The 22,334-nt window shown below is 33.8% G+C and carries 28 protein-coding genes; 23 read left to right on the top strand and 5 right to left on the bottom strand.

Annotation, left to right across the window (positions count from 1 at the left end; genetic code table 11):
• Positions 1-99: 99 nt before the first annotated feature.
• Positions 100-912, top strand: coding sequence for a THC0290_0291 family protein (locus tag AAGV28_RS13960; protein WP_373407370.1), 813 nt, complete (start codon positions 100-102; stop codon positions 910-912).
• Between the two features lie 133 nt (positions 913-1,045).
• Positions 1,046-1,786 (top strand): DUF3298 and DUF4163 domain-containing protein, encoded by a 741-nt coding sequence (locus tag AAGV28_RS13955; protein WP_373407369.1) that lies wholly within the window; start codon positions 1,046-1,048, stop codon positions 1,784-1,786.
• A gap of 199 nt (positions 1,787-1,985) precedes the next feature.
• On the opposite strand, the gene AAGV28_RS13950 is transcribed toward AAGV28_RS13955, so the two are convergent.
• The gene (locus AAGV28_RS13950; RefSeq protein WP_373407368.1) at positions 1,986-2,441 is read right to left on the bottom strand and encodes a DinB family protein; all 456 of its coding nucleotides are present in this window, start codon (positions 2,439-2,441) and stop codon (positions 1,986-1,988) included.
• 83 nt (positions 2,442-2,524) lie between these two features.
• Between AAGV28_RS13950 and AAGV28_RS13945 the strand changes: the two genes are divergently transcribed.
• The 4 genes from AAGV28_RS13945 (at position 2,525) to nadD (ending at position 5,137) form a co-directional block, all read left to right on the top strand.
• Entirely contained in the window at positions 2,525-2,881 is a 357-nt protein-coding gene (locus AAGV28_RS13945) for an arsenate reductase family protein (protein ID WP_373407367.1), read from the top strand.
• 94 nt (positions 2,882-2,975) lie between these two features.
• Complete coding sequence (locus AAGV28_RS13940) at positions 2,976-3,836, top strand: YicC/YloC family endoribonuclease (protein ID WP_373407366.1); 861 nt, start codon at positions 2,976-2,978, stop codon at positions 3,834-3,836.
• A gap of 79 nt (positions 3,837-3,915) precedes the next feature.
• Positions 3,916-4,485 carry a guanylate kinase gene (gmk, locus tag AAGV28_RS13935; protein ID WP_373407432.1) on the top strand — a complete coding sequence of 190 codons (570 nt, stop codon included), beginning with the start codon at positions 3,916-3,918 and terminating at the stop codon, positions 4,483-4,485.
• 70 nt (positions 4,486-4,555) lie between these two features.
• Complete coding sequence (nadD, locus tag AAGV28_RS13930; RefSeq protein WP_373407365.1) at positions 4,556-5,137, top strand: nicotinate (nicotinamide) nucleotide adenylyltransferase; 582 nt, start codon at positions 4,556-4,558, stop codon at positions 5,135-5,137.
• 90 nt (positions 5,138-5,227) lie between these two features.
• Here the strand turns inward: nadD and AAGV28_RS13925 are convergent, their stop codons facing one another.
• Positions 5,228-6,124 (bottom strand): LysR family transcriptional regulator, encoded by an 897-nt coding sequence (locus AAGV28_RS13925; protein ID WP_373407364.1) that lies wholly within the window; start codon positions 6,122-6,124, stop codon positions 5,228-5,230.
• Between the two features lie 90 nt (positions 6,125-6,214).
• Here AAGV28_RS13925 and AAGV28_RS13920 point away from each other — a divergent pair, with 90 nt between their 5' ends.
• From AAGV28_RS13920 to AAGV28_RS13910, 3 genes are all read left to right on the top strand, one after another.
• The gene (locus tag AAGV28_RS13920) at positions 6,215-6,970 is read left to right on the top strand and encodes a type 1 glutamine amidotransferase domain-containing protein (protein WP_373407363.1); all 756 of its coding nucleotides are present in this window, start codon (positions 6,215-6,217) and stop codon (positions 6,968-6,970) included.
• 85 nt (positions 6,971-7,055) lie between these two features.
• Positions 7,056-8,213, top strand: coding sequence for an iron-containing alcohol dehydrogenase (locus AAGV28_RS13915; protein WP_373407362.1), 1,158 nt, complete (start codon positions 7,056-7,058; stop codon positions 8,211-8,213).
• A gap of 275 nt (positions 8,214-8,488) precedes the next feature.
• A complete protein-coding gene (locus tag AAGV28_RS13910; RefSeq protein ID WP_373407361.1) occupies positions 8,489-9,484 on the top strand; it encodes an NAD(P)H-dependent glycerol-3-phosphate dehydrogenase in 996 nt (331 codons plus the stop codon).
• 87 nt (positions 9,485-9,571) lie between these two features.
• Here AAGV28_RS13910 and AAGV28_RS13905 read toward each other — a convergent pair whose 3' ends face one another.
• From AAGV28_RS13905 to AAGV28_RS13895, 3 genes are all read right to left on the bottom strand, one after another.
• Positions 9,572-9,979, bottom strand: coding sequence for a hypothetical protein (locus AAGV28_RS13905; protein WP_373407360.1), 408 nt, complete (start codon positions 9,977-9,979; stop codon positions 9,572-9,574).
• Positions 9,980-10,053: 74 nt separating this feature from the next.
• On the bottom strand, positions 10,054-11,073 hold the full coding sequence (gene pheS / locus AAGV28_RS13900) for a phenylalanine--tRNA ligase subunit alpha (protein WP_373407359.1): 1,020 nt from the start codon (positions 11,071-11,073) through the stop codon (positions 10,054-10,056).
• 89 nt (positions 11,074-11,162) lie between these two features.
• Positions 11,163-11,519, bottom strand: coding sequence for a hypothetical protein (locus AAGV28_RS13895; RefSeq protein WP_373407358.1), 357 nt, complete (start codon positions 11,517-11,519; stop codon positions 11,163-11,165).
• 138 nt (positions 11,520-11,657) lie between these two features.
• Between AAGV28_RS13895 and AAGV28_RS13890 the strand changes: the two genes are divergently transcribed.
• The 14 genes from AAGV28_RS13890 (at position 11,658) to AAGV28_RS13825 (ending at position 22,312) form a co-directional block, all read left to right on the top strand.
• On the top strand, positions 11,658-12,161 hold the full coding sequence (locus tag AAGV28_RS13890; RefSeq protein ID WP_373407357.1) for a CvpA family protein: 504 nt from the start codon (positions 11,658-11,660) through the stop codon (positions 12,159-12,161).
• Positions 12,162-12,251: 90 nt separating this feature from the next.
• A complete protein-coding gene (recO, locus tag AAGV28_RS13885; RefSeq protein WP_373407356.1) occupies positions 12,252-12,977 on the top strand; it encodes a DNA repair protein RecO in 726 nt (241 codons plus the stop codon).
• Positions 12,978-13,325: 348 nt separating this feature from the next.
• On the top strand, positions 13,326-13,817 hold the full coding sequence (locus tag AAGV28_RS13880; protein WP_373407355.1) for a hypothetical protein: 492 nt from the start codon (positions 13,326-13,328) through the stop codon (positions 13,815-13,817).
• Between the two features lie 464 nt (positions 13,818-14,281).
• Complete coding sequence (locus AAGV28_RS13875) at positions 14,282-14,644, top strand: transcriptional regulator (protein WP_373407354.1); 363 nt, start codon at positions 14,282-14,284, stop codon at positions 14,642-14,644.
• Between the two features lie 237 nt (positions 14,645-14,881).
• The gene (locus AAGV28_RS13870; RefSeq protein WP_373407353.1) at positions 14,882-15,808 is read left to right on the top strand and encodes a DNA adenine methylase; all 927 of its coding nucleotides are present in this window, start codon (positions 14,882-14,884) and stop codon (positions 15,806-15,808) included.
• Positions 15,792-16,631, top strand: coding sequence for a type II restriction endonuclease (locus tag AAGV28_RS13865; RefSeq protein WP_373407352.1), 840 nt, complete (start codon positions 15,792-15,794; stop codon positions 16,629-16,631). The genes AAGV28_RS13870 and AAGV28_RS13865 overlap by 17 nt, the downstream gene beginning before the upstream one ends.
• 10 nt (positions 16,632-16,641) lie before the next feature.
• A complete protein-coding gene (locus AAGV28_RS13860) occupies positions 16,642-16,902 on the top strand; it encodes a hypothetical protein (protein WP_373407351.1) in 261 nt (86 codons plus the stop codon).
• Positions 16,903-17,802 (top strand): DNA-methyltransferase, encoded by a 900-nt coding sequence (locus AAGV28_RS13855; RefSeq protein WP_373407350.1) that lies wholly within the window; start codon positions 16,903-16,905, stop codon positions 17,800-17,802.
• Between the two features lie 480 nt (positions 17,803-18,282).
• Complete coding sequence (locus tag AAGV28_RS13850; protein ID WP_373407349.1) at positions 18,283-18,720, top strand: phosphoribosyl-AMP cyclohydrolase; 438 nt, start codon at positions 18,283-18,285, stop codon at positions 18,718-18,720.
• 88 nt (positions 18,721-18,808) lie between these two features.
• The gene (locus tag AAGV28_RS13845) at positions 18,809-19,552 is read left to right on the top strand and encodes a DUF2490 domain-containing protein (RefSeq protein WP_373407348.1); all 744 of its coding nucleotides are present in this window, start codon (positions 18,809-18,811) and stop codon (positions 19,550-19,552) included.
• A 13-nt stretch (positions 19,553-19,565) separates the two neighbouring features.
• Positions 19,566-20,276: a TerC family protein gene (locus AAGV28_RS13840; protein WP_373407347.1), complete on the top strand. Its 711-nt coding sequence runs from the start codon at positions 19,566-19,568 to the stop codon at positions 20,274-20,276.
• Positions 20,273-21,070, top strand: a complete 798-nt coding sequence (locus tag AAGV28_RS13835; protein WP_373407346.1) for a Fic family protein — start codon at positions 20,273-20,275, stop codon at positions 21,068-21,070. Before AAGV28_RS13840 ends, AAGV28_RS13835 begins: the two co-directional genes overlap by 4 nt.
• 2 nt (positions 21,071-21,072) lie before the next feature.
• Positions 21,073-21,591 carry a mechanosensitive ion channel domain-containing protein gene (locus tag AAGV28_RS13830; protein WP_099715220.1) on the top strand — a complete coding sequence of 173 codons (519 nt, stop codon included), beginning with the start codon at positions 21,073-21,075 and terminating at the stop codon, positions 21,589-21,591.
• Positions 21,575-22,312 carry a DUF2490 domain-containing protein gene (locus tag AAGV28_RS13825; RefSeq protein WP_373407345.1) on the top strand — a complete coding sequence of 246 codons (738 nt, stop codon included), beginning with the start codon at positions 21,575-21,577 and terminating at the stop codon, positions 22,310-22,312. Before AAGV28_RS13830 ends, AAGV28_RS13825 begins: the two co-directional genes overlap by 17 nt.
• Positions 22,313-22,334 lie beyond the last annotated feature (22 nt).

The raw sequence follows: 22,334 nt of genomic DNA, 5'->3' as shown, positions 1-22,334 counted from the left end.
CTGCTTTTTTGTGAGAGACACTATCCTGATAAGTCTGTTATTATTTTAATAGATAAATAATGTTTTTTATATCTTTGTCCCTACCTGAATAGTTTTAAAATGCTCAGAAATAATTGGCTAAACGTATTGACTCTTTTTATTTTGCTTGTACTATCAAGTAAAATAAATGCGCAATTTGGTTTTTCACATGAAGTAGGAGTCATAGCTGGCCCAGTAGCTTTTCAGTCGGATTATGGACAGCGTCATGATTTAGGCACAAATCTAAAAAACTCAGGAATTGGAATAGGAATTATTCATTATCTTAATTTCTCTTACAAAGCAGAATGTAACTGTTATACTCCAGAAACCTATTTTAACGATCACTTTAAATTAAGAAGTGAATTATCTTATAATAAAACGGAATTTGAGCACTTTGGCGAATGGGTGAGTCCTGATAGAACTTCTATTCAAGCCGATCAATTACGAGCCATGAAAGGAAATAGCACAGTAACTAATATAGGAATGCAATTAGAATATTTCCCATTGAGTATTCGTGATTTTACAGCAAGAGTAGGAAGTCTTGGCCCATTTATTAGTCTTGGTGGGCAATTTAGTTATTACAATACAGATGCTTATTCCACTATGGGACCTTTAGGCACTCCATTAACTACATTTCCAAAATACCTTACTCCTACAGACGATCGTCAATATGGATTTTCAGCAGAAGGAGGTAGCGTTTGGTCTATTGTAACCAGTGTTGGTACACGATATAAACTCGCTCCTTTAAGTGATTTAATGGTAGATTTACGGTTTCAATATTACTTTTCAGACTGGGTGGATGGTTTAAAACCCAATCCAGCGCTTTATAAAGAAAACAAAGCCAATGATTGGTTGGTTTGGTTTAATGTAGGCTACATATATTACCTACAATAGCCGTTCAAACCCATTTTGATTTTAATCAATAAACCGCTACCTTTCAATCGAATACTTTTTTGTTGTTCAACATAAAAGTTTTTTAGAACTAAATTAGCCTTAGCATTTTCTTGTTCGAATAAAAAAATATAAAATGAAATATCTCTTATTTTCTCTATTACTATTATTAGGTACAAGTTGTTCAAAAGAATTGGACTTTGAAAACGAATCATTTGAAAAAAAATCAAAATTAAACTGTACCGAAAATTGTCCAAAAATCCAATTAGAAATTCCTATTGCTATAAATGCAGAAATTATTTCTGACAGCATCAATAATACCGTTTTTGCAGCTGTAAAATCTATTGTTGATTTTGGAGACAAACCCAATACTTCGAGTAATTATGAGCAATTAGCCCATTCCTTTATTCAGGCGTATGAAAAATTAACAACAGATTTTCCTAAAGACCGTTTTGGTTGGGAAGCTAAAATTGAAGGAGAGGTAAAATACTGCTCGGGAAATATCTTAAATATAGTAATCAATCATTACACTTTTACGGGTGGTGCCCATGGGTATGCTGGAATGCGTTCTTTGATTTTTGACCCAAAAACAGGAATACAAATTCCAAACGAAAAATTATTTAAAAACTGGGAACTTTTTAAGGTTTTTGCTGAAACCAAATTCAGAAACAAATACAAAATCCCTAGAGACCAACCCATCAATAGCACCGGAATGTTCTTTGAAAAAGACGTGTTTCAAGTAGCACAAAATATTTTTTTTACCAATGAAGGGATTGTACTGCATTACAATCCTTATGAAATTGCTGCTTATGTGGATGGTTCCCGATCATTGCTTATTAAATATGAGGAAGCAAACGACTATCTGATAACGAAATAAAAAAGAATAGCCACGAATCACACGAAATAACTCAAATTTGGATGTCATAATTCCACGAATCTGCCAAAGTCAGATAGAAATTTGTGTAATTATTTTAAATTCATTACTATTTGTGCTAATTGGTGTAATTCGTGTCAAAAATAAAACTTGTGTGTTTTGCCCTTCTGAAGCTCTTTTTATTTATACTTTATTTCGAAGGTTATACTAATTTTCGAATAGCCAAAATAACACCTAAATGAATCCCTTCGTGAAAATTATTAAAAGACATCGATTCTAGATTGCTTTTTAACACAAACCCTGTAGATGTTGGGTATTCAGTGAAATTTTGGAACAAATTATTATCAATATCTATCTCCGTTTGAGCAATAGTTTTGTGTAATAACACCAAGATTTCATCTACTTCTTCTTGAGAAGCTTCGTGTTCTGTTTTAGTTCCTTTTTTGTATTTTTCTACTAAATCATCAGAAATCATCATTGGTAAACCTGCTAATTTATATACTAATATTTGTTGTGTAACCACAATATGCGCTACATTCCAAATTAAATTGTTATTAAAACCTGCCGGAACTTTGTTCAGCTGTTCTAAAGTAAATCCCTGAATCAATTTAGAAACCATGTTTCTACTAGTTTTGGTAATCTCTAAAATATCTTTCATTGTATTGAATTTGTAAATTTTCCCGTAAAAATAAACATTTAACGTCTCAAATGATTTTTCTTTGCATAAAGAAACAAATAATTATGGCTAACAAAATATACTATCTCGCTTCTTGCGATACGTGTCGAAAAATAATCAAATCATTACCAAAAGACAATAATTTAGTCTTTCACGATATCAAACAAGACCCAATTACCATTGAAGAACTAGAAGCAATGTATGCCCTTTCGGGAAGTTACGAAGCACTTTTTAGCAAAAAAGCACAATTGTACAAATCGATGGGATTAAAGGACAAAAACTTAACCGAAGATGATTTTAAAAAATACATTCTAGAACATTACACTTTCCTGAGTCGTCCGGTTTTTATTATTGATGGCGAAATTTTTATTGGTAATACACAACAAAATATGCTTAAAGTAATGAAAGCTTTGGAAAAGTAGTAATATAAATTAAAATAACCATTTTAGGTACCGCAGACTGAACACTGACTACTGCAAACTTTTATTTATCTTTGAGCACTTTTTAAGAAACAATATGATACAATCTATGACGGGTTTTGGTAAAGCTACTTTACAATTACCAACCAAAAAAATAACAGTCGAAGTCAAATCTTTAAACAGTAAAGGCCTGGACTTAAATGTACGAATGCCTTCGCTTTACCGCGAAATGGAATTGGGATTGCGTACACAAATTGCCGCTGCACTAGAAAGAGGAAAAATAGATTTTTCTATTTATATCGAAAGTACCGCTGAGCAAACTTCGACCAAAGTAAATGTTCCAATCGTAAAAGCTTACATCAACCAATTAAGAGAAGTGTATGCTGATGCTGATGAAACCGAATTGATGAAAATGGCCGTGCGTATGCCCGACACCATGAAAGTGGAAAGAGAGGAAATTGACGAAAACGAATGGGCTGAGATCAAAAACGTAATCAGCGAGGGTTTAAATAATATTCTTTCTTTTAGAAAAGACGAAGGTCTTTCGCTGGAAAAAGAATTCCAATTGCGTATTGGAAACATCCGCCAATACATGAATGATGCACTGGCTCTTGATCCGGAACGCGTTCAAGCGATCAAAGACCGTTTGCAAACTGCCATTGATGAGTTAAAAGTAAATGTTGACGAAAACCGTTTTGAACAGGAATTAATCTATTATTTAGAAAAATTAGACATCACTGAAGAAAAAGTGCGTTTAACAAATCATTTGGATTATTTCTTGGAAACCATCAACGGAACGGAAGCTAATGGTAGAAAGTTAGGTTTCATAACCCAAGAAATGGGACGTGAAATCAATACCATGGGTTCTAAATCCAATCACGCACAAATGCAAAAATTAGTCGTGATGATGAAAGACGAACTGGAAAAAATCAAAGAACAGGTTTTGAATGTTTTATAAAAGTAATTAGTCCTTAGTGGTTAGTCCTTAGCATAAGAAACTAAAGACTAAGGACTAAGGACTAGGAACTAATCATTAAATTATGAAAGGAAAATTAATCGTATTCTCAGCACCATCAGGTTCTGGAAAAACAACTATAGTTAGGCATTTATTAAAACAAGAAGACTTGAATTTAGAGTTTTCTATTTCGGCTGCAACCCGTGAAGCCAGAGGCGAAGAAGTAAACGGTAAGGATTACTATTTTATTTCTTTGGACGAATTTAAAAGCCACATCAAAAACGAGGATTTCGTAGAATGGGAAGAAGTTTATAGAGACAACTTTTACGGCACTTTAAAAAGCGAAGTAGAACGCATTTGGGCTTTGGGCAAAAACGTGATTTTTGATATTGATGTTGCTGGTGGATTGCGTATCAAGCATAAATTTCCCGAAGAAACTTTAGCCGTTTTTGTAAAACCACCTAGCGTGGACGAACTAAAAAGACGTTTAAAAGAACGCTCTACCGAAAGCGAAGAAAAAATCAATATGCGTATTGCTAAAGCTCACGTAGAATTGGCAACTGCTCCGCAATTTGATGTGATAATTAAGAATTATGATTTAGAAGTAGCTTTGGAAGAGGCGACTCAATTAGTAAAGGATTTTGTAAAATAAAAAGGTTATTCGTTAAGTGTTATTCGTTCGTAACTTATAACTTTTAACGAATAACCCTTAACTTTCAAGTATGAAAATAGGATTGTATTTCGGCACTTTCAACCCCATCCATGTTGGGCATCTCATCATTGCCAATCACATGGCAGAGCATTCCGACTTGGATCAGGTGTGGTTAGTCGTTACGCCTCACAATCCGTTGAAGAAAAAAAGCACATTACTCGACGATTACCATCGCCTGCAAATGGTTTATTTAGCTACCGAAGATTATCCAAAACTAAAACCGTCAGATGTTGAATTTAAGCTTCCACAACCTAATTATACGGTAACAACATTAGTGCATTTAGAAGAAAAATATCCGCATCATGAGTTTTCTTTAATTATGGGCGAAGACAATCTAAAATCTTTGCACAAATGGAAAAACTACGAAACCATTCTGGCACATCACGAAATTTATGTGTATCCACGTATTTCTGCCGAAGAGGAGAATTCGGAATTAAAAAATCATCCTAAAGTTCAGCTAATTGATGCTCCAGTTGTTGAAATTTCTTCGACTTTTATTCGAAATAACATCAAAATAGGCAAAAACATACGCCCTTTAATACCTACTAAAGTTTGGGAATATATCGATCATAATTTGTTTTATAAAAAGTAAAACAAATCAGCAAAGATTATTTTAATATTATAATCAATTGTCTCCTGCTTTAGCTGGAGGTTAATTTAATGGAGTTCTGTTATTTATAAATCAACTCAAAAACTTCTTGAATTCTGCTTCGAATTCCTGAGTAGCCAAATTAAAGCCTGTATTTTTCGCTGACAAAAGATAAACTTCAGTAGCAGGCATTTGATCTGTTTTCCACAACAATTGCAATTTTTTATCTTGAATAAAAGAACGTGCATTGATATCCCAGGTTACAGCCACACCTGAATTTTTAGAAAGCACTTCCAGCATTTCAAACTCCGATGGAATGATATAATTAGGAACCATGGAAGGCCTTTTTTTATTGAAAACATGCAACCAAAACAATTTGATATGTGGAATTCCTGAATCATGGCTGTACCATTTTTGTTCGTTCAGCCAATTTTCAACTGCTCCATAATCATTATTCTGAATGTCCGATTGCAATTTTGTAGCATCAATGTTTTTTGAGCTTACGATGATTTGCCTGATGTTACCCAACTTTTTTTGCACCGTGTCAAAAGTGTCATATTTTTTAGTTACTATAGCAAAATCAATCTTTTTAGTATTTACCAATTCGAAAAGCGCATCATTTTCCTGAAAGCTAAAATCGATATAATCGAATTTATAGATCAAAAGACTTGCCATGCTGCTAAATAAATGTTTTGAGATTCCAATTGTAATTAACCGATTGGCATCAAATGCTTTAGACCGAAAACCATTTTCTACATTTTCTAAACGATCTAAGGCTTCTATGATTAAATTATTGAGTAACTTAGCGTATTCTGTTGGTTCAACCCCTTTCGATTTTCTGTTGAATAATTTATAACCCACATGGGCTTCCAACATAGAAATTTGCTGACTCACCGCGGGCTGGCTGATAAATAACTCTTTGGCAGCCAAAGAAAAATTTCTGTTTTTATATACCGACTTAAAGGTTCGATACCATTCTAAATTGACCATGATATAAATATATTTATCACAAACATAATTCAAATTATTTTTACTAATAACATATCTGCCGTAAATTTGCAATAATAAAAATCAATTATCATGAAAAAAGTATTACTCACGATTATAATTTTAACTGCATGTTCGATAACTGCAACAGCACAAAATAACCCAAAGATGAAAAAAGTATTATTTGTCGTTACTAGTCACGATAAACTAGGAAACACAGGAGAAAAGACAGGATTTTGGACCGAAGAATTGGCCGCACCTTATTATGAATTAGCCGATCAGGGAATTCAAATTGACATTGCCACTCCGCTAGGCGGACAACCACCCATTGACCCAAAAAGCGCTGATCCAGCTTCGGCAACTGAAGACACAAAACGATTTGATGCCGACACTGAGTTATTGGCTAAACTAAAACACACGCTAAAATTAAATCATGTTAAAGAATCGGATTATGATGCGGTATTTTATCCTGGTGGACACGGACCATTATGGGATTTAGCCAAAGACCGAAATTCGATTACACTAATTGAATCTTTTTACAACAACAATAAGCCTGTAGCTTTTGTTTGTCACGCTCCAGGCGTATTAAAAGATGTTAAAATTAAAGATGAATATTTAGTAAAAGGAAAAAAAGTAACTGGATTTTCGAACGCTGAAGAAGCTGCCGTAGGATTGACGAATGTAGTTCCTTTTTTATTAGAAGAAGTACTTCAGGCCAATGGCGGAATTTATTCTAAAACTGAAAATTGGCAACCTTATGCCGTTGAAGATGGATTATTAATTACAGGGCAAAATCCAGCTTCATCCAAACTAGTAGCACAAAAATTATTACAACAATTAAATAAATAAGATACTAAGTCTCTAAGTGGCTAAGAAATTAAGATTTAAATAACTTAGCAGCTTAGAATCTTAGTATCTCTAAAACTAAAAAAATATGTTAAACTTCGAATTATACAATCCTACCAAGTTAGTTTTTGGAAAGGGACAAATAGAAAAACTATCCGAATTAGTTCCACAAGGTGCCAAAATACTATTGGCTTATGGAGGTGGAAGCATTTTTAAAAACGGAATTCACCAACAAGTAATGGATAATCTTAAAGGATTTGAAATAGTAGAATTTTCAGGAATTGAACCAAATCCGCATTTTGAAACATTGATGAAAGCGGTAGCCATTGTCAAGGAACAAAACATTGATTTTATTCTTGCAGTGGGTGGAGGTTCAGTAATTGATGGAGTAAAATTCATTTCGGGCGCAGTACATTTCGACGGAAATCCAATTGATATTCTTCAAAAACATATTTTAATAAAAGAAAATGCAGTGCCTTTTGGAACCGTTTTAACTTTGCCAGCAACAGGAAGCGAAATGAATTCTGGTTCGGTGGTAACTATTGCCGCAACTCAAGAAAAACTGGCTTTTGGAGGTTCGGCTTTGTTTCCTCAATTCTCGATTTGTGATCCAACAGTGATTCAATCGTTACCAAAAAGACAATTGCAAAACGGAGTAGTTGACGCTTTTACGCACGTAATGGAACAATACTTAACCTATCCACACGAAGGTTATTTACAAGACCGAATTGCCGAAGGAATTTTGCAAACTTTAATCGAAGTAGGACCCGAAGTAGTTGAAAAACCTGCCGATTATGCTTTAGCTTCTAACTTTATGTGGAGTTGTACCATGGCTTTAAACGGATTAATCCAAAAAGGAGTTCCAAATGACTGGGCAACACACATGATTGGTCACGAATTAACAGCATTGTACGGAATCGATCATGCGAGAACATTGGCTATTATTGGACCTAATTTATACCGTGTTTTATTCGAAACTAAAAAAGAAAAACTGGCGCAATACGGAAAACGTATTTTTAATTTATCTGGAACAGTGGATGAAATTGCTAATGAAGCTATTAACAAAACCGTTGAATTTTTCCACAAGATGGGAATGGACACCAAACTTTCGCAATACACAGATGATTACAGCAAAACTGCCGATTTTATCGTTAACCGTTTTGATGAAAGAGGTTGGAAAGCTTTAGGAGAAAGACAAAATATTACTTTAGAAAAACTAAAAGAAATAGTAGAAATGAGCTACTAAACAAGTATTTTTTTAAACAAAAAAGGCGTCTTAGATAACCATTCTTAGACGCCTTTTAAAATAACACCAAAACTAAATTAACTAATACTAACATTATAAAAAACACAAATTACTTATTTATAGAATCTTACAACGAAAAAAACATATTCTTTATTGTATCATCGAAGAAAAAAATATAAAAAAATAATTCGTGCTCTAAACTAAAACCCAATTCCAAACGATTCCTCTTGTTTCATTACTACATTTTTAAGTACTTTTGGTTAAACTATAAAAAGATGAGTGAAAATATAAAGTTTGCAGTAATTGGTGGTGGAAGCTGGGCTACAGCCATTACAAAAATGCTATGTGTCAATCTTTCTGAAGTTTCATGGTATATGCGTAATGAATCGGCAATTGAGCATATAAAAGCACACAAACACAACCCAAACTATATTAGTTCAGTGGAGTTTGACATCAAAAAACTAAAACTAACTAGCGATATCAACGAAGCTGTAGCTTACGCAGACTACGTTATTTTTGCCATTCCTTCTGCTTTTTTAGACACCGAATTGCAAAAACTTACGGTTTCCATAAAAGATAAAATCATTTTCTCGGCCATTAAAGGAATTGTTCCCGAAACGAGTTTGATTGTTGGGGAACATTTTCATTTTCAATACGACATTCCTTATTACAATATTGGTGTAATTACGGGTCCTTGCCACGCTGAAGAAGTCGCTTTAGAGCGTTTGTCTTATTTGACTATTGCCTGTGGTGATGCCGAAAAAGCAAAAGTAGTGGCCAAAAATCTAGCTGGAAATTACATCAAAACTAAAATTACCGATGATATTATTGGTACTGAATATGCTGCAATGCTTAAAAACATTTACGCCATTGCAGCAGGAATTGCGCATGGTTTAGGTTATGGCGATAACTTCCAATCGGTTTTGATGAGTAATGCGATTCGCGAAATGAAGAAATTCATTCGAAAAGTACACAAGATGAAACGCAACATCAATGATTCGGCTTACCTGGGCGATTTGTTGGTTACAGGATATTCCGTTTTTTCAAGGAATAGAATGTTTGGAAACATGATTGGGAAAGGCTACACCGTAAAAAGTGCCATGATGGAAATGAGCATGGTTGCCGAAGGGTATTATGCCGCTAAAAGCGCTTACAAACTCAACCAAGGTTATGGTGCCAAAACACCCATTATAGACGCCGTTCATGAAATTTTGTACGAAGGTAAAAATGCCAAAGCCGTATTTAAAAAATTGGTGGATAAACTGGATTAATGTCATTGCGAGGAACGAAGCAATCACATAACGAGAGCAATTGCAATGAGCAACTATTGAGATTGCTTCGTTCCTCGCAATGACATTTTACCTCACAATCACACCATCTACAAATAGAATAGGCACTTCTTCGGTATTGTTTTCGTTAATGGAATTGGCTTTAAAGATAAATTTCTTATCGTATAAGGTATTTCCAATGAAGAAAGTGAGCATGAATTCGTTATTCAAAGCCAGAACACTTTTTTCTACCATTTCTATTTTCACTACTGAAACAGCAGGAACTTCCACAAAAGCGTGACGTAAAACAGAGGTTTTCTTCATTTCGCCATCAATAGTTCCAAAAGCTTTAGAAACCACCATGGCACTTTCGATAGTAAAATCGCTATCGTTTACTAAATAAGCATACCAAACTTTCTCCATAAAATCATCACTCCATTCTTGAACGGCAGCAATAAATACGTTTTCTACTTCGGGGATTGTAATATCAGCTTTCATATTATGAGTGAGTAGTGAATAGTAATTAGTGAATAGCCATACTAATTACTATTCACCAATCACTATTTACTTAATTATATTATCGATTTGAATTGCTCTAAGAAACGTACATCGTTTTCATAAAACATACGGATATCGCCTATTTGGTACAACAACATCGCAATACGCTCTACTCCCATTCCAAAAGCAAATCCGTTGTATTCGTCTGGATTGATACCACAGTTTTTCAAAACATTAGGGTCTACCATTCCGCAACCACCAATTTCTAACCAACCGGTTCCTTTGGTAATTCTATAATCGGTTTCGGTTTTTAGTCCCCAATAAATATCAATTTCGGCACTTGGCTCTGTAAATGGAAAATAAGAAGGACGCAAACGGATTTTTGACTTTCCGAACATCTCTTTCGTGAAATACAAAAGCGTTTGTTTCAAATCGGCAAAAGAAACATCTTTGTCAATATACAATCCTTCCACTTGATGGAAAATACAGTGTGAACGTGATGAAACGGCTTCATTACGGAAAACACGTCCCGGAGAAATAGTTCGGATAGGCGGTTTATTGTTTTCCATATAACGCACCTGAACGGATGAAGTATGGGTACGCAATAAAGTATCAGGATTAGTCTGGATAAAAAATGTATCCTGCATATCACGCGCCGGATGGTATTCTGGCAAGTTCAAAGCAGTAAAATTATGCCAATCGTCTTCAATTTCAGGACCTTCAGAAACGTTGAATCCAATGGTTGAAAAGATATCTATAATTTGGTTTTTTACAATAGAAATCGGATGACGAGAACCAATAATTACTGGCTCAGCAGCACGAGTCAAATCGCCATAAACTCCTTTAGATTCTTCTTTGCTTTCTAAAGTTTCTTGGATTAATTTTACTTTTTCTTCAGCTGAAGTTTTAAGCAGGTTAATTACCTGACCAAATTCCTTTTTTTGTTCGTTAGGCACATTTTTAAATTCAGCAAAAAAATCTTTTAAGATTCCTTTACTTCCTAAAAATTTGATTCTAAAAGCTTCTAATTCGGCTGTGTCTTGTGTTGAAAAAGCTTGTGCTTCACCAATATATTCTTTTATCTTATCTATCATTTTCATCCAATAATTGAGTGTGCAAATTTAAGCAAAAGTTGTGAGTTATAAGTTATGAGTTATGAGTTTTTGGAACAAATCACAAATCATTAATCAATGAGCTGTTTTTCTATAAAATAACTAACAATCGCCTCTTTCATTAAAACCGTTTGTTCCCCAGCTTTCAATGCTGGTAATTCTTCTTTTACTTTGTAATGTGGCCAACCATCTTCATCAAAAAAATCGAATTCATAAAATCCATACGGTTCTAACAAACGACAAATGGCAATGTGCATCAGGTTTAGTTTTTCGTCTTTTTTATATTCACGTTGAAATTTTCCTAATTCCTGAACTCCAATTAGAAAAATAATGGCATCTAAATCTAAATCTTCACCTTGCGAAAATTGATTAGAAAGTATATCGACAAGCTTTTCCCAGCGTTCTTTAAGTTGTGTGTCTCTTGACATATTTGAAAGTTAGAAGTTAGAAGTTAGAAGTTAGAAGTTAGAAATTGATATTCTGATTTTCTACTATCTAAAATTATTTCGGCAAAGATACCAACATAATTCTTTTATCTTTGTTCTTTATCCTTTTCTCTTTTTACTATGAGTTTTTTAGATATTATTTTGGGCGCTTTACTGGCATTTGCACTGTACAAAGGAACTGTAAACGGTCTTTTTATTGAACTAGCTTCCTTTCTTTCGTTAATTTTCGGAGTTTATTTTGCCGTTAAATTCTCGGTTATTACCAAAAATATTCTTGCTGGTTTTGTACATTGGAATCCGAATACCATTCAGGTTATTGCTTTTCTGCTCACTTTTATTCTGGTGGTAATTGGCATTCACTTTTTAGCAAAAATACTCACTGGAATTGTGGATTTTGCTTTTTTAGGCTGGATAAACAAACTAGGCGGAGGATTATTTCGCGTTTTAAAAACGGTATTGCTCGTTGGAATTGTGTTTTCTGTTTTCGAAAAAATAAATTACAATCATTTTTTCGCCAAAAAAGAAACGCTTGACAATTCGATTTTTTATTATCCCATACAAAAAACGGCGGCTTTTATGTATCCGTCTATTACAAAATGGTATGGAAGTTTAAAAAAGCAGTAAGCATTTAGTGTTCAGTTTCCGTCAACAAAACAAATTACTAATCACTAAGTACTAACTACTAAGCACTACTAACTAAGGACTAAAAAAAACATGCAAATAAAAACCAAGGCAATCGTTATTTCAGCTTTAAAATACCAGGAAAAAAGCTTGATAGTCAAATGCTTTACCTTGTCGCATGGATTGAAAACCTATTTTGTTCGGGATGCTTTTTCGAATAAAAAAACCTCCCGAAGCGTCGGGACAAAAATGGCGTATTTCCAGCCCATGACTATTTTGGAAATCGAAGCCAATCATAAGAACAAAGGAGCTTTAGAGCATTTTAAAGAAATTAAAATTGCAGCGCCTTTTCAGTCGATTCATTCGGATATTTACAAGAGTACGATTGTAATGTTTATTTCTGAAATTTTACATCATTCGATTCATGAAGAAGAAAAAAACGAATCGCTTTTTGAGTTTTTAGAAGCCGCCCTGCATTGGTTAGACCAGCACGAGGATATGGCTAATTTTCACCTGATTTTGATGCTCGAAATGACCAAGTATTTTGGTTTTTATCCGGATACTTCGGATATGGATATGCCTTTTTTCGAAATGAACGAAGGCGTTTTTACCCCCTTTCACGCCATAGGTTCTTTGAGCGAACATGAAACTAATTTGTTCAAAAAACTCATTGCTTTAAAATTCGATAACAATCAAAAAGTCTTTCATGTTATCGAAAGACAGCTCCTCATAAAAATCCTTATTGATTATTATGCCTATCACCTCGATGGTTTTAAAAGACCTAAATCATTGGAGGTTTTAAAGGAGGTTTTTTCTTGAAAATTAGGGCGTGACCCTTCGTCTAATATCATTAAGTAAAGGATTCGTCTGTTCGAGTTGGCTTACAATTTGCGATAGAAAATTGTAAGCCAGTATCGAGAACTCTGGTTTAAACAAGTCTTCTCGATACAAATTTTCAGAAAAAGCTATTCGCATTTTCTGAAAATTCACTCGAAGTGACGGCAAAAAAGTTTAACTTAATGACATTAGCCTTCGTATTTCGTTTTCGTAGTCTATCACTGATAATAAAGTTGAAAAAAAGAACTAAAAAAACGACAAACCAAAAGAATAATTGTTTAGATTTGCTTGTATAATCTTATTAATTATCAACCAATTAACCATTATTTTATGTCCAATTTATCCAACAATCGTGTGAATGTGGCCGCCACTGCGGCACAAGTAACGGCTGTAAAAGCCGCTTTCCAAACCATTATGACCAACCTGCCTTTTCTAACAGGGCTTACTGCCGATGAGCGCAAATCGCTCAACGCCATTGATGTCAACAACAAGGTCTTTGCCGAAGATGCGCTGGCAGCCGCTGTAAACAATCCTACGCTGGTACCCGCCTACATTTCGGTGCCCAATATGCAACTGGATATGACGCTGTTTAACCAACTAGACGAACTATCAGGACTGGCGAACCAATTGTGCGAGCGCATTGAGGATACTAAAATGCTGGCGGGTAGCGAGGCCTACAATGTGGCACTCTCACTCTACAAATCCTTTGGCGCTGCTGCCGATGCTGGCGCACCCGGTGCCGACAGTATTGTGGACAAACTCAAAACCCGTTTTGCTAATAGTGGTGGTAATGCGGTAAATGTACCTCCTGTAGCACCCTAAACGCTACATTGTATAGATACAGCGCAAAAAAAGTCGCTTCTTATTACAGAAGCGATTTTTTTGTAGCCTTTTTGAAAAGCATCCCATTTGAATAAGAGGTGCTTTGTACTAATGCTATTAGTACGAAATACTAAAAGCATTAGTACGAAGTGCTAAAAGTATTGGTGCAAAATACTAAAAGTGTTAGTATGAAGTGCTAATAGTATTAGTACGAAATGCAAAAATCATTAGTACGAAGTGCTAATAGTATTAGTACGAAATACTAAAAGTGTTAGTATGAAGTGCTAATAGTATTAGTACGAAATGCAAAAAGCATTAGTACGAAATACTAAAAGCATTAGTACGAAGTGCTAAAAGCATTAGTACGAAGTGCTAATAGTATTAGTACTTCGTACCCATTTTAGAGTAATAAACAGCCGTTTGCATCCTATAAAAAGACATTCACAACAAATAAAAAGAAGAAGATGATATCCAACAGCAATAAATACAAAAATGGAAAGGGAGAGCAGTATCCCCCGATAGGTAATTTTATCCATTATTACATTTTGCAGCACAAAATAAAGAAAGCCGATGTGTCCCGACAGCTTGGCATTTTGCCTACAGGACTCAATAAATATTTCAAGAAAGAATCCCTACAGTTTGCAATTTTGTGGAAACTGAGTCTAGCACTCCAACACAATTTTGTTGCTCACCTAGGCGAGTACTTGCCTATAGCCTATGAAACCAAACCAGAAAAAGCCCTAAAACAAGAACTTGCAGCCAAAAACGAATACATCCAAAAACTAGAAATCCAACTCGAAACCCTAAGAGAAATGATAAAGAAGTAAGTTACTATGTAAGAATTATTTATATATTAGCGGAAAAAATAATACGCAATAGCTATTGCGTATATCATACCTAATACAGACAGATAGGCGCAATAGAGTTGCGTATATTTATGAGTTAGCCGACACCCCAAAACGACCGTGCTAAAAATCAACATTTGGACAAAAATCAACTTCCAAACAGAATTTTAAGACGAAAAAATATTGTAAATTTGAAGCGTATAACTGAATTAAATTAGGATGATAGATATTAAAATAGCAAAACCGTTTTTGAAGTGGGCAGGTGGAAAAACCCAGCTTATCAGCGACATTGAACGGACTTTGCCAACAGAAATAACGAAAGAAAAATTTACATACATCGAACCATTTGTTGGTAGTGGTGCAGTTCTTTTTTGGATGCTTAACAATTTCCCAAAGCTTGAAAAAGCTGTAATAAACGACATCAACGAAGATTTAATAAATACTTACAAAACAATCGCTTCAAAGCCTAAAGAATTGATTTCAATTCTTGAAATTCTACAAAATGAATTTCACAATTTGGAGGGAAACGAGGAAAACAAAAAACTCTATTACTACCAAAAAAGAGAATTGTACAATACAAGAAAAGAAGAAAAAAGCGGGCAAGCCGCTTTGTTTATTTTTCTTAATCGTACTTGCTTCAATGGTCTATATAGAGTGAATAGCAAAAATTTATACAATGTTCCAATGGGCGGTTATAAAAAACCGACTATTTGCGACAAAGAAAATATTTTGGCAGTAAGCAACGCATTACAAAAGGTAGAAATTCTGAATGGAGATTTTGAACAAACTTTGGATTATGCAAACAACAATTCGTTGTTTTATTTCGATCCACCGTACAAACCATTAAGCGAAACTTCAAGTTTCAATTCTTATGCAAAAGACGAGTTTAACGACAGTGAACAAATTCGTTTAAGAGATTTTTGCAACAAACTTGACGTTTTAAATCACACTTGGATTTTAAGCAATTCAGACGTGAAAGGGAAAAACGAAAATGATAATTTCTTTGACGACTTATATTCTGACTTCAACATTCAAAGAGTTGACGCAAGAAGAAGCATAAACGCCAATCCAGAAAAAAGAGGAAAATTAACAGAGTTATTAATTACAAATCAAACGAATAGTCAAGAATATGTCAGAGCAATTTAAACATTTCCTATCACAGTTTTCAGAAACAAATGCAACGCTTGACTATTTTACAGACTTCAAAAAAATAAAAAGCAACGTAAACAAAATTTCTATCAAACTCAATCAACTTAATTATTTGATTGGAAAAGAAAATTTGAAAGAAGCTGTAAATGAACTTTATCAAGAAAACCCAAATGTTTTTGAGGTTTTGGATATTTTGATTGCAATCCGAAAAAATAAAAAGGCAAAAACATTCAATAATAATGGAAAAATCGTTTTGCTTGATACTTATTTCACTTCTCCTGAAGGCATTTTAGAATACATAGACGAAACAGGTTTAGCAGAACTTTTCAGAAATAAAGATGTAACAAATTTAGTTGATTACGTTTTTGGGATTGAGGTTGGTTTAGACACAAACGCAAGGAAAAACAGAGGTGGCGATAATATGTCTAAAGCAGTTTCGCTAATTTTTGACAAGGCAGGAGTTTTTTATAAAAAGGAAGTAAATAATACAATCTTTCCAGAAATCATAAGTTTAGGTGCAGATGTGAAACGTTTTGATTTTGTAATAAAAACCAAAGTCAAAACTTATTTAATTGAAACTAACTACTATAATGGCGGTGGTTCAAAATTAAATGAAACTGCAAGATCTTATTCCGATGTTGCACCAAAAATAAATCAATATCCTAATTACGAATTTGTTTGGATAACTGACGGACAAGGATGGTTTTCTGCAAAGAACAAATTAGAAGAAGCATATAACATAATTCCTAGTTTGTACAATTTGATAACACTTGAAGATTTTATAAAGAAAATTCAACAAGAAGAAGTTTTAAATTTTTAAAAATCAAAATATGGCTTGTAACAAGAACCACGATAATACAGATAACATAGTTAAAGATTTACCAATTGGACAAGAAGGTGTTGGAAGGCACAAATGTGCTTCTTGTGCTTACGAAATTGGCTATCAACACGGTTTACAAAAAGCAGAAAACATTAATTTGGCAGATGTTTTAGATGGATTAGAAGAAAGCCAAAAAGGCGATAGAAGACATCGAAGTCCACACGCTGCATATTCTTTAGGTTATTATAACGGTGTTGTAGATAGTTACTAAATGATAAGTCCATTTTTCAAATCTGACGACAAAGACTTTTATCTTCTTCACGGAGATACGATGGATCTTTTGCCTCAATTTGACCACAAGTTTGATATGATCTTTGCAGATCCACCCTATTTTTTATCAAACAATGGATTATCAATTCAAAGCGGAAAAATTGTAAGTGTTAATAAGGGAAAATGGGATAAATCCGAAGGATTTGAATTTATAAATGACTTCAACCGAAAATGGCTTTCATTAGTTCGTGACAAAATGAAAGACGATGCAACAATTTGGATTAGCGGAACAATGCACAACATTTTTTCGGTTGGACAAATTCTGAACGAATTAGGTTTCAAAATCCTTAACGTAATCACTTGGGAAAAGTCAAATCCGCCACCAAATTTTTCGTGTAGATATTTTACGTATTCGACAGAGCAAATTATTTGGGCAAGAAAAAGCGAAAAAATCCCTCATTATTTCAATTATGAATTAATGAAAAAACTTAATGGCGACAAACAAATGAAAGATGTTTGGAAATTGCCAGCAATTGCACCTTGGGAAAAATCTTGTGGAAAACACCCAACACAAAAACCTTTGTCAGTTTTAACAAGACTTATTTTGGCTTCAACAAAGCCAAATGCTTGGATTTTAGATCCATTTGCAGGAAGTTCAACAACAGGAATAGCCGCTAATTTGGCAAACAGACGATATTTAGGAATTGACCAAGAAGAAGAATTTTTGACAATAAGCAAAAACCGAAAAACCGAAATAGAAAACCCTAAAACTTCGGCAACTTACAAACAAAAAATTGGAGGTTTCAACGACAAAAAAGAGCTTGAATTATTCCTTGTCAAAGAACCAAGAGCAGAATATAAAACAGAATTAAACCTTGAAAACAAAGGGGCGATCGGCTAACAAGGGTTTGGCAAAATGGCGGGTTTAGTGCAAAATTCAACATTAGTTCTTCGATTGAAATTTTGTACAAAACTGAACTTTTGTGCTTCGATTTCCGCCACTTCGCCAAGCCCCAAAACGTTAGGTGCAAGCGTAAGACTGCCTCGTACTAAAACTGAAAACCCAGCCACTAAAAATAAGTTATCTTTGCACACGGAAAAGCCGAACACCGTTTTAAGAAGTAGGCAAAAGAAAAAATAAATAAAATGACAATGAAAAAAAAAATGGATTTTCGGTTTACTTGTAACAACGAGTTTAGTAACATCTTGCAACCAAGCAACAGAAAAAGTAAAAGATGAGGCAAACAAGGTAATTGCTCAAACAAACCAGAGCGTACAAAAAACAATTAACGATTTAGGACTTGTTTACGTTGAAGAAGGTGCACAAACGATTATTACGTACGAAGAAGTAAATGCTGCACAACAGGCTTGGTGCGATGCCTTGGTAAAAATCGGCAAACTGAAAGAAGAAGGTGGTGATTACAAAGCATTTGCAAGTGAAGTACTTTCTTCTGCCTACAATTATGACAGCGGTAAAGTGTTTTTCAAACCAACATTAGCCTATGGCGACCAAACTTTTAGAAACGACAAAAAGGGTGCATTAGCTTATTTTATTGGTGGCGACCCCGACTATCCTAACGACAAAGGCTTTGCATTGACACCTTGGGTAAAAGCAAGATATGACAACTCAGGAGAAAAAAATGAAGGGATACAAATTTATGGTTCAGTAGCCATAACAATGGGTAATGTATGGGTAACAGGCAAAGACGGGAAGGAAGTTATGGTAGACAAAACTTGGGTTTTCAAAAAAGGCAAAGACGGAAAACTTAGAATTATTGTACATAAATCTTCGCTTCCATTTGCACCAGCAACAAAATAATTTCCTAATAGGGGTGAGCAAGGCTCACCCCTATTTCTCTTTTCAATTTATGATACTCCGAAAAATAACTTTAATATCTTTTATACTATTGAGTAATATTACATTCGCTCAAAACACAAGAATTACAAACCATAATTCTATTGGTTGGTATAATTATTTTGGAACTTTTAAGTTAAACAATAAATTCGGGTTACATACCGAATATCAATTTCGTAGAAACGATATAATTACTGAATGGCAACAAAGTTTATTACGTGTTGGGTTAAATTATCAACTGAATCCAAAAATACAGCTTCGAGTTGGCTATGCTTGGATAGAAACTTTTCCTTATGGTGAAATCCCAATAAATGGAATGGGTAAAGATTTTACCGAACATCGCCTTTTTCAAATGGCAACAATAACCGACAAAGTAGGTATTCCAGATTTATCACACCGATTTATGCTTGAGCAACGTTGGGTTGGCAGATACTCTACAACCAATTTGAACAAAGAAGATGAGTTTCCGTTGTTAAACCGTTTTAGGTATATGTTTCGTTGTCAAGTTCCGTTAAAAGGAACGGAGGTAAAAGACAAAACGCCTTATGTTGCTATTTATGACGAAATATTTATTGGTTTTGGAAAAAACGTAAATGAAAATATTTTTGACCAAAACAGGTTAGGTATTCTTTTGGGCTATCGCTTTAATTCTTCTGTCCGTATTGAAGCAGGGTACCTAAATCAAATAGTTCAATTAGGCAGAGAAGTGAACAGTAGAAATGTATTTCAATACAATAACGGACTTATTTTAAACGCAAACTTCAATATAGACTTGAGTAAAAAAACAATACAATAATTAATAAAAACCAATGAGCGAATTCATACTACCACTTCTTACCCTTATATCTTTAGAATTAATTTTGGGTATTGACAATATCATTTTTATCTCAATACTTACTGACAAATTACCGCCCGAACAAAGAAACAAACTTCGATATATGGGGCTTGGCTTGGCTGTGGTTTTTAGACTTATATTATTAGCAGGTATCACTTGGATATTAAAATTAGACCAAACACTTTTTACGTTACTTAATATAGACATTTCAGGGAAAGGAGTAATATTAATATTAGGAGGTATATTTTTGATTTGGAAAAGCACTAAAGAAATCTACCACAAAACAGAATTGGCTAATAATCCTGAAAAGGCAAAAACTATAAATGGTAATTTTAGAAAGCTACTGATAGAAATTATAATCTTGGATTTAGTTTTTTCTGTAGATAGCATTATTACCGCAGTAGGTATGGTAAAAGAACTGTGGATAATGTATGTAGCAGTAATAGTTAGTGTGGTTATAATGCTTATTGCGTCAAAACCAATAAGTGAATTTATACAAAAACATCCTTCATTCAAAATTTTAGCACTATCTTTTTTAATTATGATAGGTGTTGCTTTGTTAGGCGAAGGGTTGCATTTTGAAATACCTAAAGGTTATATCTATTTTTCAATGGCATTCTCCTTTGTCGTAAATTTTATACAAGTAAAAACTAATACAATGCCAAATAAAGAATATACAAAATGAAATTACTACCCGTAGAAATCATACAAATAAATCAAAATAAAATAGATGAAATTGAAAAAATCATAAAGTCAATTTATCGCCTAATTATTTATAGCAGACACCACCTAGACGATGACCTTTTAGACATTTATTTAACAGGTTTTCATAATCTAAAAGAACTTGTTGGAATTAAAAATGCTCAAATGGAGGCACAAAACGAAGATGAGGCCAAGGAGTATTTACTGAATTTAAAATTATCGCTAGATTTTGTTGTTGAAGAAATAATTTTACAAAACAATTTTGAAAAGGAAGTTCAGTTATTTCAGCTGTTGCGTTTAGTTTCCCCTGAAACAAATGCCATTCACCCCAACCGATACAGGCAAACTCTTGTTCAAGTTGGAGCACACATTTGTCCCGAGCCAACGATAGTTCCACAATTAGTTTCTGAACTATTTTATAAAATGCAAACAATTTCAAATCCAATTATCAGAGCAATCTACTTTCATCACGAGTTAATAAGAATACACCCTTTTGTAGATGGAAACGGACGTGTAACAAGAATTGCAAAAAACTGGATGTTGATGTATGACTTATTCCCTCCTATATTTATAAATGATGCTTCACAAAAAAAGGAATACATAAACACATTGAGTAATAGTTTCAAAGAACTTATGAAACAACCAGACAAATGGAACAATGACACTTCACAATTTTTTGAACAAGAACTTGACCGATTATTATACAATGCCAAGTTGCTTTTTGAGAGCATTAACCTAACTGGGCAAAATAGAGAAAAACAAATAACAAAACAATAAGAATGGAAACGTATAAAATTCAAATAATTGAAACAATCATAGCTGTAATTAGCTTTTTTGCTGTAAAAATAATTTTAATGTATTTCGTTAAACTAACAATTAAAAACTCATACTTCAAAAATGCTGAACAAAATGATGTTTTAAAAGTAATCAGACTAATATTAATGGTCGTACTTTGTATTATCATAGTGGCTATATGGAGTGTTAAGCAAGAAAACATTTTAATATTTGCAAGTTCGTTACTTACTGTTTTTGGTGTAGCACTTTTTGCTGAAATGTCCATTCTTACGAATATTACAGCTTGCCTAATTCTTTTTTTCCAACACCCAATAAAAGTTGGTGATACCATAGCAATAACTTTTGAAGGGAAAGAAACTGAAGGTGAGCTAATAGATATTACTTACTTTTTTATCTTCATAAAAACGCCAAACAGAGGAGTATTAACAATCCCAAATGCCTTACTATTAAAAAGTTCATTTTTGGTAGTAGAAAAATCTATCAAAAATGAAGTTAATAAATAACAAACGAACGATACTATTTCTATTGAGTTTTATGATTTATCCTACGATAACTTATGCACAGCAATTCGATTTAGGCTCTTGGAATATATTAAATATCAAATACAATCACAATGACAAACTAAGCTTATTTGGCGAAGCACAATTGCGTTCATTAAAATTTTACAACGACTTTCACTATTACGAATATAAAGGCGGTATAAACTACAAAGTTCATAAAAATGTAAATTTGACATTAGGAGCAGGTAGCTACCAAACATATAAAGAAGGAGGCAATTTTGTTCTACCAAAAAATAATGACGAATTTAGACTTTGGCCACAGGTAATACTTTTTCAATCAGTCGGTAAATTTAAAATAGAACAACGATACAGAGCAGAATTGCGATGGACGAGCAATGGCTACCGTAACCGTTTTCGTTATAGATTAGGTGCATCTTATCCATTTGGGAAAGAACGAAATGGGTACAAACCTTTTCAGACAAGCATTAGTAACGAATTGTTTTTTACCAACAATGAACCTTACTTTGAACGAAACAGATTACAATATACGATTAGTTATAAACCATCAAAGGCAACAACTTTGCAAATTGGATATTTACATCAGTTCGACTACAAGATAAATGATGAAACAGGGCGAGACTTTCTTGTAATAGGTTTTTATTATGAACTATTCCGAAAATTCACAACAAAAACAGAGACAGAAAATGAACTCAAGGACAATTGACAATTTGAGAACGCCAGCACCT

Source organism: Flavobacterium zubiriense, from assembly GCF_041729725.1.
Lineage (GTDB): Bacteria > Bacteroidota > Bacteroidia > Flavobacteriales > Flavobacteriaceae > Flavobacterium > Flavobacterium zubiriense.
Note: the sequence above shows the minus strand (reverse complement) of the source record. Positions and strands in the feature narration are given on the sequence as shown.